Below are 16,042 nucleotides of genomic sequence, written 5' to 3'. Positions count from 1 at the left end.
GCTTTGGGCTCAATTTCAGGGGAATCAATTGATTAAAAATAGCTAACACATTGTGTTGTTGGAACGCGTCCTTGCGCTGTTTTTACTGCTATCCCTACTTTACACATTTTTTACCGCGGCACGGTTTGTCATCGCCGCCTCCGCCACTTCCAGAGGTGGTCACCGTCACCGAACTCCAGTTGCTCCAATTCGAAGCGCCTGCGCCGTTGGTTGCGCGAACGCGGTAGCGGAACGTACCGGCGTCGCTGGCGTCAACATAGCTGGTGGTGTCTGCTGCTGTTTGTGCAACTGTAGTGGTTGCACGCCATTGGCCGTTCTTGTGTTGTTTTTCACGTTGAATATCAAAGCCGTCTTCGTTGTCACTGTTGTCAGCCCAACTCAAGGATGCGGTGCCATCTTGGCCGTTCGTTGTGCTTAGCGATATTGGTGCGTTTGGAGGCAGTAATTTCTCCGATGTGGTTGCACACAAAGTTGCTGACGCTAAGGTGACGTTGTTCGCTAAATCTTTCGCCTGCACGCTAAAACAATACTGAGTATTCGGTGCCAAGCCCGTAGCTGTGAATGACGTACTGTTTTGCCATACGCCCGTTGAGCAATCATTGCCGCTTTGGTTGCAATTAAACAAGTAGCTTACAGTTCCGCCGTTATCATCAATGGCAGTGGTTGCTTGCATTGTGACTGCACTATCACTAATTGCAGCTGGCGCTGCCGCAAAGCTCATCGGGTTAGGATCAGGTGCTGTGGTGTCAGGTGCTGCTGGCGGCACAAAGCCGTTTAGGTAGTAATGACCTTGGCTTGCGTAATCACTCACATAAGGGCCTGCTGTGCCATACACTTCAAGTAAGTGAATGCCTGCCGCCAGATCAATTTGTATATTGGCGTTGGTGTCTGTTTGTGGCTCTGCCGTTGCCAACAAATTGCCTTGTGCGTCGTACAGTCGTAAGCCAACATCTAAATTTGAACCGCGGCGATTGGTGCGTGTAAACGCATCCCATGCTGGCGTTGCTGTGAACTGAGCGGCGCCAGTGCCTGCGCTAAATTGGAACCAATCGCTGTCACCTTGCTCGATAGTACCCTTGTTAGCTGCTTCAACGTTGCCTGGGTCGGCTTCGCGATTCGTTGCAGAAAATTGACCCGCTTGGTCCACAACTAGTGTCGTTGGTGATTGCTCATCGCCCTCTAAGTCAATTGACGCACCTAATTTGGTCGTCATGATGACAATGTCATCTTGAAACTGGTTGGCGTCAGGGTATTCGCCCTTACTCCATTGAGTAATATTTTTACTGTACGAGTTACCCATGATTGGCGCCCAACTATTTAGATCGTTGGTTTCGCCTAAACCGCCATAGTAAGAAGTGGTAGAGGTGCCATCATGACTAAGGCCAAGGTTGTGCCCGAGTTCATGTGAACCCGCTTCAGACATGGTTGTTGCCGCGCCCCCAGCGAGGCGGTTGTAATATACGAACGCAGGTTGATAATTGGTGTAGTTACTTCCCCCCCACACATTTACGTAGGCCACACCGCCGGCTCCTTGTGATGGCAAAGCAACATCAGTGGCATCACTGTCTTTAGTAAATAACACCCAACCGACTTTGGGCCCAAAGCTCGCTGGCGCCTCGGTGGTTACATTGATGTCGAACGCTGCGAAGTCATCAGCCATACGTGCCCAAATTAAATGGATTCGGCTACGTTCCGTATCATTAAATGTGCTTGGATCGCCGTCAAGATCATAGGGAAGTGTGTCATAGGTTTTACCACCGCCCCATGCTTTACCACTGACGATGCCACCATCAAAGTCCAAATACACTGTGTTCGCTGCATTGGGTTTGCTGTGTAGTTTAAACACATCAACGCTAGGCAGGGCAGAATCCGTTGTTGTAGCTGTAAGCTCAGCAGAAGAAGTCGTTAATCCCTCTTCAATGTAAAACAGCTCACCTGACGCGTCAGCCTCTAAGTATTGAGTATCAATGACGGGGATCCCCAACGTACTGAGCTTGCTCAGCACCTTGTTTTGTACATGTGAAGGGAGCTTATTCAGGCTTGTTTTTAATCGATTATCGGGTAAATGATCAAGTGCTTGATACGGTAATTGCACCTGATTGGTGTTACCAGCGTTGGCTATGGCATGGCCACCCATAGCGAGGCTTAGCGCGGTAACCACAGCACTGACTTTAAAAGCAGAGGGAAATTTCATGGTGTTGCTCCAAATACAATATTGGCCATTTGGAACGCAAAGATAGACAGCACGAATCGACGTTACTGTACTAGCAATCCCGCTATCATAGGGCTGTGCCCCTTAGACCGGTGACTTTGCGTCCCACCCTTTCGAATGGTTTGCCAAATGTGTTATAAAATTGTTACAAGGTAGGGTAGCAAGAGAAATACTAAATTCCAATAGAATTTAAATAAAATAGGAACGTTGGGAAAGCTGGATTGATGATTAAGTGCTAATTTGTTCATTAATCAATAAGTAATGTGCCCGTGCACAATATAGTACGAGTTACGCAAGAAGCGGCTAATGGAATAGTGTTCAACTTGTACCTTTTTTAGGTTGTGACTATGTTTATTTAAAGTCCAACCATTCAAAGATATCCAAAGCCAGGAGGGCGAAATATGAGAATTGTAGTAGCGGACGATCATCCTCTTATTGTGTATGCTGTGACCCACAAAATAAAGTCACTGAGACAACACACTCAGATTGAATCAGCATATTGTTATCACCAACTATTTAGGCTGATGGAACAGTTTACCGACAGTATTGATCTCATTATTACGGACTTGGTGATGCCCGGTTGTGTTGGGCTTCAAGGAATCGAGTATCTTCGAGAACATTACCCTCATATTCCTTTGGTCGTTATAAGCGGCAATGATGACTTTGAGAGCTGTACACAATGTCTGGAAGCAGGAGCAACAGAATTCATTTCCAAGGCTGAATTAGACACCGTCTTTCTATCTGTTGTCTCGAAATACATAAGTGTCGATAAGAGCAGTGCTGCTTCGAGTATAGTGCCTGAAACACCTAAGTTTTTGACTCATTTAACACCCAGTCAAAATAAAGTGCTGCACTTTATTTCTGAAGGGTACAGTAATAAGGCTATCGCAAGGCAGTTGAATGTGTCTGAGAAGACAATTCGCGTGCACGCAAGCGCAATCTACAGACACCTCAATGTAACCAACAGAACTCAAGCCGCGATTGAATATAAAAAAAGTATCAACTCGTCACTCAATTAATCATTTCTATGGTAGCAACGAAATGGCATCTACGATTTGATCCCGCTGTGTTCGCAGAGTCCACACGTCTGGTTAATACATCATTTGTCCTAGGTCATTTGCTAAGTGCTCTAGGTCAAATGCTTATCCATTTTAGTTAATCCGCTCAATATTTTACTTAGTTTTAACCTTTTACACTAAAACTTCACAACAGCTGAAGGTGTATTGCTATCTGCGGGTAGCGCTAACAACTGTTTGAACTCCAAAATGGATGACTTCGACGAAACTGCAACGCGTCATTCAATGAAAAAGTCGTTAAGTAAGTTGAACACAATTATAACGGGAGGACGTAATGGTCCAATCAAAGCTCAAACTAATCACTGCCGCACTCGTGGCTGGAATGCTGTCAACAGGATGTACTTTTGTCGGAGAACACAAGTTTACTGGCGGCGGTTCGATGGCCTCTGCTGGTGGCGATAAAAATGCTGTATTTACCTTTAATGCCCAAAACTGCGGGGGCGAAGAAGTAAAGGGCCGTGTAAATTATATCGATCACAGTGCAATTGATTTTGAGTCCATCGGGGGGGTAAGCCTCAATGCTGAAGTCGATAACTTTGGCTTTTGTACATTAACTGATGAGGGCATCGATTCAGGTGTACAGGAGTGTAACTGTGAAGATCAGTACGAAGCGCAATTTAGCTATTCATCCAAAAACCCAGCGGCACCCGGAGATGGTACGGGGTTTGTGTGCTTTTTCGATACCGGTGAAGGCAAGGGGAATTTTCATGGTGCCATCACCGCTTTTAACTTAATCGATGGCCCATTTGATGGTTATTCCAATGTCGGTACCGTTAATGGAAATATTCAACAACATACTTGCTCAGATAAATCTGACGCTGAATAAGGAGAAAGCAGATGTTTAAGAAAAGTCTATTACCCATAATGGTTGCCACTGCTTTTTCAGCACAAGCAGAGCTGGTGGATGATGCAACTAAATTAGAAAGTAAAAGTACGCGTATTATTTTTGAATATCACAAAGGGAACAAGAACGATCTCATTTCTGCGATAGAAGCTGCAGGTGGTCAGGTCATGCAGGAGTTGGATAATGACAATGCAATTGCTGCTGTTATCAATTTGGATGTTTACAATTCGGTGAAAGGTAATAAAGCGATAAAGTCACTGGAGCTGGATCCGATTCGTAATCTGGGCCCTGAAGCGGCCACACCGGCAAATTTTCAAGACTATGTGCCATATGGCATAGATATGGTGCAAGCAGGGGAGCTAAGTTATCAGGGTGGGATCAAAGTGTGTATTGTCGATACGGGCTATGATTTAGGGCACATGGATTTACCCTCATCGAGTGTAACAGGGGATGATGAGGGGGCGGGTCCTTGGTATATGGATGGCCATGGTCATGGTACGCATGTTGCTGGAACTATCGCGGGTATCGATGGTAACGACGGCCTCACCGGCGTACTAGGGTCTGGTATGGCAGATCTACACATTGTTCGTGTTTTCAATGACGGCGGTGGGTTCGTTTACGCGTCAGATTTAGCCGGCGCAGTAAGTGATTGTGCAGATGCGGGTGCGAAAGTGGTTAGCATGAGCCTAGGTGGTGCGTTTTCTACAAAAGTGGAACAAAGAGCATTTGCTCGTTTGGAACGTGCAGGCGTGCTAGCAATTGCCGCTGCGGGTAATGATGGTAACGCCACACATAGCTACCCAGCTTCGTACGACTCCGTTGTGTCTGTTGCTGCCGTTGATGAGCAGATGAACCACGCTGATTTCTCACAAAGAACATCGCAAGTTGAAATAGCAGCGCCTGGCGTTGATGTTATTTCAACATACCCTGGAAATTTGTACGCTATTATGTCGGGTACATCAATGGCCACACCGCATGTTTCTGGTGTTGCGGCATTAGTGTGGAGTAATTTCCCGCAGTGTAACAACTATGAGATACGCAATGCATTAAGCGCATCAGCAATGGATTTAGGTGACTCTGGTTACGATTACAAATATGGTAACGGCCTTGTACAAGCTAAAGCGGCTTATGATCACTTAATGAATCATGGTTGTGATGGAAAAGGCGTTAAATAACCAACATTAGGTCATGTTTCTAGTTCCTGTGATATTGAACAATCAGTTTCAATAGCTAACAGGTTCTAGAAACATCACAATGTCAATCCCACACCCCTCTTTCAGATTGGCCTTGAATCTCACAATTACCTGTTTTGTACTCAGGCACTTTATTCGCTTTACGTTGGTCGATGTAATCCTTGGTAATGTTAACCACAGTCGGCGTCATCAAAATAATGGCAATCACGTTAATCACCGTCATCAGTCCAAGTGCCATATCCGCCATGGCCCACACCTTTGGCAGTGCGGCTGCCGAACCCCAAATGATTACACTTAAGTAACCTGCGGTGTATATCGTTCTGCCGATTTTATTATCGAGTTTAAACATGTGTAGGTTGGACTCACCGTAGGCATAGTTAGCCACAACCGAGGTAAATGAAAACAGCGCGATTGCAGCCGCGACAAAATCTTCCCCACCTGCGCCTAGGTGGAAGGTCATCGCATCTTGTGTGAGGCGTATGCCTTCCATTTCTCCGGTTTGCTCACCGCCTGCTAGCAGCACGATGATAGCGGTGCAGGTACACAGAATCATAGTGTCTACGAACACCCCGAGCATTTGCACAAAGCCTTGCGTAGCAGGGTGGTTGGGTACCGGTGCTGCACTTGCCGCTGCATGGGGTACGCTACCGGCGCCAGCTTCATTAGAATATAAGCCACGGTTAATCCCGTGTTGAATAGCCGCTGCGAAGGTGCCCCCTGCGACTTGGTCAAAACCAAAGGCGGAGCTAATAATGTGATATATCATGGTTGGTACCAGTTCGATATTCCAAAGCGTAATCCCTACTGCCACCAGTACATAGCCAACGGCCATAAATGGCACAATCATCTGTGAGAAGCGAGCAATGCTGCGCAGCCCACCAACCACGATGAGCGCAGCGAGAATACAAATGACAATACCCACGTAGAGCGGCTCAAAACCATAGGCATGATTGAGCGCATCGGTAATAGAGTTGGCTTGCACCGAGTTAAATATGAAGCCATAACCAAAGAATAGCGCCATGGAAAAGGCAACAGCCAGCCAGCGTTTATTTAAACCCTGTTGAATGTAGTAGGCGGGGCCACCACGGAACTCCCCCTTATCATCTCGCACCTTGTAGAGCTGCCCTAGGGCGCTTTCAGCAAATCCAATAGCCATACCTACAAAGGCAATCACCCACATCCAAAATACAGCGCCTGGGCCACCCATAGTGATGGCGATAGCCACGCCCGCGAGGTTCCCCGTGCCTACTCGCGCCGACAAGCTGGTACACAGTGCACCGAATGAGCTAATACCTGATTTGTTGCCATGGGTGCTACCGCGCATTACTGCAAACATATGGGTGAAGTAACGCAGTTGAACGAACTTGAGTTTCCACGTAAACCACACGCCGCATGCGCTCAATAAGGTGAGAAGGAAATAGTAGTTCCAGAACAACGAATTTATAGGGATAACGATGGCTTCGTACAGCTTGAAATCTACAAGCAGCGCAAACCATTGGGTGAGTGAATCTAAAAGCGAGTGTTGCACCGAGTGATCCCTGTATATTTCTTGTTATGTTTAATTTGATAATGTCAGTGTTGTAGGGGACATGTCTAGTGCATAAAACTCATCTTGCTGTTTTGACAGCGTTATTTGCTGTGAACTAGGCGCAGTGACGCGCGAATTGAGCGCCCTGCGAATTTATCTATTCAGGAAGTGGGATAAACTCATTATCACCCGGTACTTTGGGGAAATGACCCTTTTTCCAGTCTAATTTTGCCAGTTCAATACGTTCTTTGTCGCTTGATACAAAGTTCCAATCTATATAACGCTTACCTAGCGCGTTACCACCAATAATAGCGATACGCGTTGGCTCTTTTGCTTCAACTACCACCCCTTTTGGGTTGTCGAGTATGGCCATGGAGTGCGTGGGTAATTCAGTAGCTTTAGCCTGCAAAGACCCTTCAACCACATAGACACCTAGCTCTTGCGCGTTGGGTAACTCTAACGTTTGCCCTGGTTGCAATTGCGCTTCTGCATACAGGGTTTTTGAAAAGGTCATTACCGGTGAGTGCAAGTCATAAGCATCACCCATCATCACACGTACTGACACGCCGTTAATTTCAGCTGTGGGTATTTCATCTCCCGGATAATGATAAAAAGCAGGTGAAATTTCTTCGTGTTCAGTGGGCAAGGCTATCCAAAGTTGCAAGGCATTGAGCGTTCTTGCAAAGGCTTTGCGCTTTTCATTTTCGCGCTCGGAATGAACAATCCCTTTGCCCGCCACCATAAGATTGATGTCACCTGGGCGAATGGCTTGCACACTGCCAAGCGAATCTCGATGCAAAATTTCCCCTTCGAATAGATACGTGACGGTAGCAATGCCTATGTGTGGATGCGGACGTACATTGATACCATCACCAGGTTCAAAATGCGCAGGCCCCATATGATCAAAAAAGATCCATGGGCCAATCATCTTAGCTTGGTGCGTTGGTAAGGAGCGACGTACCGAAAAACCTCCGAGATCTTTGTCTCTGGGCTGTAACACCATTTTGATGGTGTCACAGGGTTCACTGCATTCACACTCTTCCAGTGCTTCATTTTGGATGTTACTCATCGTGTGCTCCTCACTGCCAGTTTTTTGGCTTCATTATTGTTGTTATTTAGCTAGGCGCTGGCGCCGTATCTACCTTTAACACAAACCTTAATTGGGTACAAATGGGTTTGCAGATATGTATTAACCCTAGCTCATGATTCAAGACAATGAAAAACCAGAATTATTGAGTCGCCGACAGCGCCGATCTCCGCGTTAATTTCGCTTACTCAATAACGATACAGGAACAGGGTTGTTCTCGATAAAGGTGTATAAATTATCGCGATATTATTTTTCACTGCTTAATTCCCGTGCCTTTTTTGGGTATATAAATGTATGAAAAATTTAAACTTTTATAAAACGTTCATTTATTTTTAACATTTCATCTCCATGATCCTTGGCCTTTAACACGATGAACTTACGTTTTTAAAACAAGGAGAATAAAAATGAAAATAAACAAAACTCTGCTATCAGCTGCAATTACCAGTGCTCTACTCATGGGTTGTGACTCGGATACAAAAACCGTGGAAGTAGAAAAAATTGTTGAGGTGGAAAAGATAGTTGAGGTGCCTGTTGAAAAAGAGGAAGTAACAACAGTTAAAAACGTAATTCTCATGATTGGCGACGGCATGGGTCCACAGCAAATTGGCTTGCTTGAAGAATATGCTCGTCGTGCACCAAACAGTGTGCTACCGAGTACCACAACAGCGATGCAAAAGTTTGCAGACGCGGGACAAATTGGTTTGTCATTAAATGCACCGGGTGGCGCAACGGGCAGTTTGGTGGTTGACTCAGCGTGTTCTGCAACGCAGCTAGCAACCGGTGTTGCTGCAGCCTCTGAAGTCATTGGTTTGGATGTACAAGGAAACGTGGTTGAAACCATTCTTGAAAAAGCGAAAGCAGCGGGTAAAGCGACAGGGTTGGTGACTGATACACGTATTACTCACGCAACACCAGCAGCCTTTGCAGCGCACCAACCACATCGTTCATTTGAAAATGAAATCGCTGAAGACTTACTCACCAACCAAGTCGACGTGATGCTAGGCGGTGGTGCCCGTCATTGGTTACCACAAGACACAGCAGACAGAAAAGACGAGCTAGCAGCTGCTCTAGGTGGTAACACTAGTGTTATTAAGAAATCAAAGCGTAAAGACGACCGCAATTTGCTACAAGAAGCGCGTGATGCAGGTTATACCCTCGCATTTGATAAAGAGCAGTTAGCCAGCGCAGAAAATCTAAAGTTACTGGGCTTGTTTGACGACTCAGCAATGAACGACGGTATTGAATACAGTGCCTGTAAGCAAGACAGCACACAATGTAACCATGAACCTTCATTACGTGAGATGACACTCAAAGCACTGGATATCTTGTCACAGGATGAAGATGGCTTCTTCTTAATGATTGAAGGTGGTCAAATTGACTGGGCCGCACACGTTAATGACACAGGTTGGTTATTACACGAGATGCTGAAATTTGATGAAGCGGTTGATGCGGTATACGAATGGGTAAGCGACCGTGAGGATACGCTGGTGGTAATCACCGCTGACCATGAAACGGGTGGTTTTGGCTTTAGTTATTCAGCACATAACATTCCAGAGGCAACAACGTTACCGGGTGATGGTATGAAAGGTGAAAACTACAAACCAAACTATAATTTTGGTTCACTATCAACACTGGATAAAATCTACGCGCAAAAAACATCCTTCTACGGTATTTATGACCAAGTAAATGGTGATTGGGATTTCAGCGAGTCAACACCTGAACAATGGTTAGAAGCCGTCAATGCAGTGGTTCACCCAGACTTCCAAATTGATTATGCGGATTCACAAGCCATAGCAGCGGTAAAACCAAATGAAAACTACCATGCAGATCACTCGTATTTAAGTGCCACGCAAGTGCCTGCAATCAATGATTTCAGTGATTTTTATGTGTATGCCTATGAAGACCAAGGGGCATTGATTGCGCGCGCAATTAGTTCTGAGCAGAGTGTAACTTGGGGTAACGGTACGCACACGGCGACACCTGTGCCTGTGTATACTTTCGGCCCTGCAGGCGTGACTAAGCGTTTCTCAACTATGTTGCACCATACGCAGATTGGTCAATACATGAGTGAGGCGATGTTCGCTCAGCAATAATTTCGTAAGTAGTGGAATGTAAAGGCGTAGCTCTAGGCTACGCCTTTTTTTGATTAGCGGGTAAGTTTGCGGGCGCGGAAGTTTCGGCCTTTCATCTTGCCTTCACTGATGGTTTTCAGTGCAGTGTTTGCCAGCTTGCGTTCAACTGCGACATAGGAGCTGATAGCCGTGACTTTGATTTTACCAATTTGGTCACCCTTCAACGCATTGTTGGCGGTTAGCGCACCTAAGATATCACCAGGGCGAAGCTTAGACTTTTTGCCCCCGTCGATTTGAATGGTGACCATAGGCGCGCGACTAATAGGATTCGCGAATACGTTGTCGTTCGGTAAGTCGGTCGGCTCCACCGTGATGTCTAAGTAATCCTCAAGGCTATTGACCTTGTGCGACTCTTTGTAGCTCATCAATGAGCACGCTACGCCTTTTTTACCTGCACGGCCCGTGCGGCCAATGCGGTGTACATGCACTTCAGGGTCATGGGCAATATGATAGTTAATCACCATATCAACATGGTCAACGTCAATACCGCGCGCTGCGACATCCGTCGCTACCAGTACACTCAAGCTTTGGTTAGCAAAGCGAACAAGGGTACGGTCACGGTCTTTTTGTTCTAAATCGCCATGCAAAGATGCTGCATCGAATCCGCATTGAGCTAAGGCGTCACACACTTCTTGGCATTGTGCTTTGGTGTTACAGAAAATCACCGCGGAGTTTGGTCTGAAGTGCAGTAACAACTTTTGTGTGCCATTTAGGCGCATGTCATTATCGTCTACTTCATAAAAGTATTGTTCTATTGAGCTGCTGTCGTGCTTCGATTCCACCGTTACCTTATGTGGTGCTTGCATCACGTGCTCAGCAAGTTGCTCAATTTTTGGCGGGTAAGTAGCACTGAACAGCAAGTTTTGCCTCGTTGTTGGGCAGTGATCAATGATGTATTGCAATGGCTCTTCAAAGCCCATCTCCAGCATGCGATCCGCTTCATCAAGCACGAAGGTATTTACTTCGTCCAACGACAAGCGCCCTTTACGTAAATGCTCTTCTATGCGACCAGGCGTACCGACAACGATGTGCGCACCATGTTCAAGCGAGCCGATTTGCGGCCCCATAGGCGCACCCCCACACAGGGTGAGCACTTTAATGTTGTGAATGGCACGTGCGAGGTTACGTATTTCTACCGCTACCTGGTCTGCCAATTCACGTGTAGGGCACACCACCAAAGCTTGCACGCGGAAGCGCTTTACATTGAGGTTGTGTAACAGGCCTAATGCAAATGCAGCTGTCTTACCTGACCCCGTTTTGCCCTGACCAATCACATCTTTGCCCGCCAAAATGAGCGGTAAAGTCTGCGCTTGGATTTCAGTCATTGTGTGATAACCCAAAGACTCGAGGTTATCGAGTAATGACGGTGAAAGGGACGTTGTTGAAAAGGCAGGTAGAGTCACAGTAGCAATCATCTTATAAATCGAAAAAGCGATTATACCATGCTTATAGGGCACTTGCTCAGGCTGTGGAGCCTTATATAACGGAATTTTCGCGAATCAATATTTTTGTGGATCCTCATTTAATTGCAAAGTTTTTGACTTTACCAAGCTGAACTCCCCGGCTTGGGTGTTCCTGTGTCACTTATGGTGGCAAAACAGCAGTGACTCAATGTGAAGGGACAAAGCTCCTCAATTTATATAGCCATTGTTCGCTTTTTACTGTTCCTACGTCTCACTTCATTAGACAGTCCTACAGAGTATGGCTATGCTTAGATGAGTTATTTGCTTGCCGATGAAACACAACTAACATAATGAAAAAAATAATAATATTTGTCGCTACGCTGTCCTTATTATTACCTTTGGGTAGTGAAGCAAAAACCTTGATTACCGTTGTAGATCAACAAGGGCAACCTTTAGCAGATGCGATTATCGAGCTGCAGAGCGAGACTGTTGTCCCAGCTCAGCCCGATTCTTCACCCTTAGTGATGGACCAAGTCGATAAATCATTTGCCCCGCATGTGCTGCTGGTGGGTAAAAGTTCTTTGGTACAGTTTCCCAATAGCGATGATATTCGTCATCACGTTTATTCTTTCTCGCAAGCAAAGCCTTTTGAATTAAAGCTGTATGCGGGTCAGCCGAAAGACCGTTCGCTTCGAAACTAATGGCGTAGTGGTATTGGGCTGCAATATTCACGATGCCATGGTTGGATATATCTATGTTCACGAGCACCCAGCTTACAAAACGGATTCACAGGGGCAAGTTTGGATTGACGATGACACCGCCTTAGGAGCTGCTGTGTGGCTATGGCACCCTAGAGCGAAAGCGGGAGTAGAAAAACGTCAAGTCGTGGCTGTTTCTTCACTTTCAAAAACGGAAAAAGGGTATCAAGCAGTAATAGACGTGCAGAGCGCCCAAGCAAGAGACAGTTTCGAAGACGTATTTACTAATGCTCAATAAGCTCAGTTTCAAAGCACAGATAACATGGTTGGCCACAGGGTTAATTTTGCTCACCATCGTGGTGCTTACTGCCAATTACTTTTTTAAAACAGCACACTACATTGAACAGCAAATGCAAAAGCAAATGCAGGTCGCTGGTAATGTATTACAACAAACTATATTGCAACAAGAGCAGGTGCTCAGTACCTCTGCAAGCGTACTCGCAGCCGATTTTGGTTTTAAACAAGCTGTTGCTACACGTGACCAAGGCACCATAGAAAGTGCACTGCTCAATCACGGTAAACGCATCAATGCCGATTTTGATCATGCTTACAGACTTGGATGGCGAGTCGGTATCCATTAGCACCAATGGTCGTGAGCTCCCTGAGGACCTCACACCCTATATTGGCCAGCTACCGTTGCGCGCGGGTTACGCCCAAATCCTGAGCATTGAGAACGATGTGTATCAGGTGATTGTGGTGCCGGTGAAAGCACCACGTATCATTGCTTACGCATACATTGGCTTTATGTTCGATAAGCGTGCCCTAGAACAACTCAAGGAAGTCTCGTCCGTGGATGTAACCTTAGTGAACGATGACCAGATAGTAGAGTCTAGTTTTGCTAACCCCAGCGCAGATATGTTGTTAACTTCCAATACCAGTGCGAGTACGTTGGGTTTACTGTTATCTAATGATGAGTTTTTTCATCAACGTGAACCGTTTGCAAGCTCTAACGAGGTTGTTGCCATACTCTCTGCGCCGCTAAGCGACATTCACCGTGATTTTAATCAGTTGATTTATGCGACATTTTTAGGTGCCCTTGTGGTGCTGCTCATTGCGGTAGGGTTATCAGGGTGGTTGTCACGCAGCATTACTATGCCATTAAAAACGCTATTGGGGTTAACCGAAGATATCACCGAGGGTAACTTGCAAGTGCCCGAACCTAGGCAAGCGTTGCCAAGAGAATTTAAAGCTCTCTACAGTGGCTTTTCTACTATGGGCCACGCCATTGAAAGCCGTGAATCTAAAATTAAATATCAAGCCGAACGTGACTTGCTAACAGGCTTGTTTAACCGCCCCAAGTTCTTGCAAGAGCTGGAATATTACCTAAAAGACAACTTGTATATCGCGCTGGTTAATGTGAATGTAAAGGGCTTTAAAGGTCTGAATGACACCATAGGTGTGGCAAACGGTGACAAGCTACTGGTTGAAATTGCATCGCGATTGAGCGTGTTTTGTGACAAGGCTGATGTGAAGCAACCTATTTTAACATCGCGGACCGGTGGTGATGATTTTTTACTGGCGATTCCGATCGCTAGCCTCGACCACTTATCCGTACTTTGCTCGTTATTGCGTGCAGAGCTTGAACGGCCATTTTGGCTGGAAGAGATCAACCTGTTGCTGAGCTTTTACTACGGTATCGCGAACTCCCAAGAAGACGGTACTGACGCAGAAAAATTGGTGCGCCGTGTGTCGATGGCGGCTTCTATGGCAGTCAAAGAACAGTTAGTGGTGCGTCATTACAAACAGGGTGAAGATGAAGCTTACTTGTTCAAGTTGCGTTTGATTGAAGAGTTAAAGCAGGCGCTTGAAGCACGTGAAAGCCCTTTATTTTTGAACTATCAACCTAAGTTGAATTTGCAAACAGGTGAAGTTGATAAATTAGAAGCGCTAATCCGTTGGGTCAATAAAGAAGGTGAGTTTGTTAACCCAGAAATGTTTGTTGGCTTGGCAGAAAAATCGGGTTTGATTGTAGCCCTCACGCAATGGGTTATTCGCCGCGTGATCATGCAGGTAGCGCAATGGAATGAGCAGGGTTATCACTTTAATGTGTCGATTAACTTGTCGGCTCAAGATATTCAGGCAACAGGATTTGTGGGCTACTTGCTTGATACTGTGGGCGAATTTTCAGTTTCTGCGAAACAGATCATTTTAGAGCTGACCGAGCGGGATATTGCTGACAATGAAGCCTTGATAATTTCACGGTTATCGCACCTGAAATCGCTTGGGTTTGAAGTCTCTGTTGATGATTACGGCATTGGCCAATCATCACTCGCAAAGCTGAAAACTCTGCCAGTTGATGAGCTTAAAATTGATAAGTGCTTTATCCTCAATTTAGACACCTGTGCAGAGGATCAAGACATTGTTTCTTCTACAGTTGAGCTTGGCCATAAACTGGGCCTGCGCGTTGTTGCTGAAGGGGTGGAGACTGAGCGAAGCCTCGCACTGCTAAAATCGTATAAGTGCGATTATGCCCAAGGGTATTACTTATCTCGGCCGTTAAAGCCGGACCAACTTATTCAATGGTACTGTGACTATGAAAAGACTAATTAGTGCAGCCTGCATTCTCTTGATGCCATTTTGGAGCTACGCCAATGGCAAGATATTGGCCACCCCCGGTGTTTCCCAAGTGGAAGGCTCTGCCGGTGGCGGACTCGTCCCTTGGGCGCAACTCGTCGGTTACGCAACCGAGGATGAGTGGGCACTATCTGGTTATTGCTCTCGTGCATCAGTTGATGATTTTCAGCTTGATAGCTGCGGTGTACAGGGCAACTTATTTGACCGCGTCGAGTTATCTTATGCAGAGCAACGATTCGATGTCGACCCACTAAACCTTACACTCAAGCAGTCGATCACCGGGGTTAAGGTCCGCTTGTATGGCGATGTGGTGTACAGCACCTGGCCACAAATATCCTTAGGGGCACAACATAAACGATTAGATACCGCAGACATTGCGTTTGCAGTCGGTGCCAAAGACGATTCAGGTACTGATGTTTATTTGGCTGCCAGCAAACTGCATTTAGGCATGGTTGCTGGGTACAACTTCTTGTGGAATGCTACGTTGCGATATACCGAAGCCAATGAAATGGGGTTACTTGGATTTGGTGGTGCCCAAGGTAACGGCGCAATTCAAACTGAGCTCTCTGCTGCGGTATTGTTAAATCAGCATCTCGCTGTGGGGGTTGAGTATCGCCAAAAGCCAAACAACCTTGGCTTAGGGGAAGATGACTGGCGAGATGTGTTTATTGCTTGGTTTCCCAATAAGCATATCAGTGTCACCGCTGCCTATGTGCAACTGGGTGCCATTGCTGCTGTGCCGGATCAGCAGGGCTGGTATTTATCAGTAGTGGGGTATTACTAATGCGAGCAATCAACCAATATCTATTGATGGTCTTAAGTGTGATGGCGCTTTTGGGATGCGCGTCTAAACAACAGGTAAGCGTTTATCAAGCCTTGGGTGAAAAGCAAGGGATTGAATCGATCACCGATTCTTTTATAAAACAAATAGCCAAAGACGAAGCCATTTTCCCCTATTTTGCCAAAGCCAGTGTCAGTCATTTTCGCCAAGGCTTTATTACCCACCTATGCGCTGCTACGGGCGGGCCTTGTGAATACAAAGGCGATAGCATGGTCGACATCCATACGGGCATGAACATCAACGAGGCAGATTTCAATCGTGTGGTCGAGTTGCTTATTATCGCCCTAGAAGAAAACGATGTGGATTATCCCACCCAAAACCGCCTGTTAAAAATGCTCGCACCGATGCGCCCACAAGTGATGGGAATTTGAAGCCCAGTTCAGGGCCTCTAAGA

General features: G+C 46.1%; 14 protein-coding genes and 1 riboswitch. Of the genes, 10 read left to right on the top strand and 4 right to left on the bottom strand.

The genetic code is table 11. The annotated features are described in order from the left end of the window. Window positions 1-94 precede the first annotated feature (94 nt). Window positions 95-2,194: a M12 family metallo-peptidase gene (locus tag ACH19P_RS12525; RefSeq protein WP_462158862.1), complete on the bottom strand. Its 2,100-nt coding sequence runs from the start codon at window positions 2,192-2,194 to the stop codon at window positions 95-97. Window positions 2,195-2,263: 69 nt separating this feature from the next. After that, window positions 2,264-2,349, bottom strand: a riboswitch (cyclic di-GMP riboswitch). A 264-nt stretch (window positions 2,350-2,613) separates the two neighbouring features. On the opposite strand from ACH19P_RS12525, the gene ACH19P_RS12520 reads away from it, so the two are divergent. The 3 genes from ACH19P_RS12520 (at window position 2,614) to ACH19P_RS12510 (ending at window position 5,307) form a co-directional block, all read left to right on the top strand. After that, window positions 2,614-3,231: a response regulator gene (locus ACH19P_RS12520; RefSeq protein WP_462158861.1), complete on the top strand. Its 618-nt coding sequence runs from the start codon at window positions 2,614-2,616 to the stop codon at window positions 3,229-3,231. Window positions 3,232-3,562: 331 nt separating this feature from the next. Further along, window positions 3,563-4,114 carry a hypothetical protein gene (locus ACH19P_RS12515; protein WP_462158860.1) on the top strand — a complete coding sequence of 184 codons (552 nt, stop codon included), beginning with the start codon at window positions 3,563-3,565 and terminating at the stop codon, window positions 4,112-4,114. Window positions 4,115-4,125: 11 nt separating this feature from the next. Next, window positions 4,126-5,307: a S8 family peptidase gene (locus ACH19P_RS12510; RefSeq protein WP_462158859.1), complete on the top strand. Its 1,182-nt coding sequence runs from the start codon at window positions 4,126-4,128 to the stop codon at window positions 5,305-5,307. A gap of 82 nt (window positions 5,308-5,389) precedes the next feature. Here the strand turns inward: ACH19P_RS12510 and ACH19P_RS12505 are convergent, their stop codons facing one another. Then, window positions 5,390-6,793 (bottom strand): alanine/glycine:cation symporter family protein, encoded by a 1,404-nt coding sequence (locus tag ACH19P_RS12505; protein ID WP_462159349.1) that lies wholly within the window; start codon window positions 6,791-6,793, stop codon window positions 5,390-5,392. A gap of 217 nt (window positions 6,794-7,010) precedes the next feature. Further along, complete coding sequence (locus tag ACH19P_RS12500) at window positions 7,011-7,922, bottom strand: pirin family protein (RefSeq protein WP_462158858.1); 912 nt, start codon at window positions 7,920-7,922, stop codon at window positions 7,011-7,013. A 422-nt stretch (window positions 7,923-8,344) separates the two neighbouring features. Between ACH19P_RS12500 and ACH19P_RS12495 the strand changes: the two genes are divergently transcribed. Then, complete coding sequence (locus ACH19P_RS12495; protein ID WP_462158857.1) at window positions 8,345-10,033, top strand: alkaline phosphatase; 1,689 nt, start codon at window positions 8,345-8,347, stop codon at window positions 10,031-10,033. A gap of 53 nt (window positions 10,034-10,086) precedes the next feature. On the opposite strand, the gene dbpA is transcribed toward ACH19P_RS12495, so the two are convergent. Further along, window positions 10,087-11,487 (bottom strand): ATP-dependent RNA helicase DbpA, encoded by a 1,401-nt coding sequence (gene dbpA, locus ACH19P_RS12490; protein WP_462158856.1) that lies wholly within the window; start codon window positions 11,485-11,487, stop codon window positions 10,087-10,089. Between the two features lie 338 nt (window positions 11,488-11,825). Between dbpA and ACH19P_RS12485 the strand changes: the two genes are divergently transcribed. Genes ACH19P_RS12485 through ACH19P_RS12460 form a run of 6 tightly spaced genes read left to right on the top strand, consistent with a single transcriptional unit; the run spans window position 11,826 to window position 16,019 of the window. Then, window positions 11,826-12,176 carry a cupredoxin domain-containing protein gene (locus tag ACH19P_RS12485; RefSeq protein WP_462158854.1) on the top strand — a complete coding sequence of 117 codons (351 nt, stop codon included), beginning with the start codon at window positions 11,826-11,828 and terminating at the stop codon, window positions 12,174-12,176. Then, window positions 12,139-12,471, top strand: a complete 333-nt coding sequence (locus ACH19P_RS12480; RefSeq protein WP_462158853.1) for a hypothetical protein — start codon at window positions 12,139-12,141, stop codon at window positions 12,469-12,471. Before ACH19P_RS12485 ends, ACH19P_RS12480 begins: the two co-directional genes overlap by 38 nt. Continuing rightward, a complete protein-coding gene (locus tag ACH19P_RS12475; RefSeq protein WP_462158851.1) occupies window positions 12,461-12,814 on the top strand; it encodes a hypothetical protein in 354 nt (117 codons plus the stop codon). Before ACH19P_RS12480 ends, ACH19P_RS12475 begins: the two co-directional genes overlap by 11 nt. Continuing rightward, a complete protein-coding gene (locus tag ACH19P_RS12470) occupies window positions 12,762-14,783 on the top strand; it encodes a putative bifunctional diguanylate cyclase/phosphodiesterase (protein ID WP_462158850.1) in 2,022 nt (673 codons plus the stop codon). The genes ACH19P_RS12475 and ACH19P_RS12470 overlap by 53 nt, the downstream gene beginning before the upstream one ends. Beyond that, window positions 14,767-15,591 carry a DUF3034 family protein gene (locus ACH19P_RS12465; protein ID WP_462158849.1) on the top strand — a complete coding sequence of 275 codons (825 nt, stop codon included), beginning with the start codon at window positions 14,767-14,769 and terminating at the stop codon, window positions 15,589-15,591. Before ACH19P_RS12470 ends, ACH19P_RS12465 begins: the two co-directional genes overlap by 17 nt. Beyond that, a complete protein-coding gene (locus ACH19P_RS12460) occupies window positions 15,591-16,019 on the top strand; it encodes a group I truncated hemoglobin (RefSeq protein ID WP_462158848.1) in 429 nt (142 codons plus the stop codon). Before ACH19P_RS12465 ends, ACH19P_RS12460 begins: the two co-directional genes overlap by 1 nt. Window positions 16,020-16,042 lie beyond the last annotated feature (23 nt).

Source organism: Pseudoalteromonas sp. GB56, from assembly GCF_054923835.1.
This window is presented reverse-complemented; position numbering and strand designations above follow the sequence as displayed.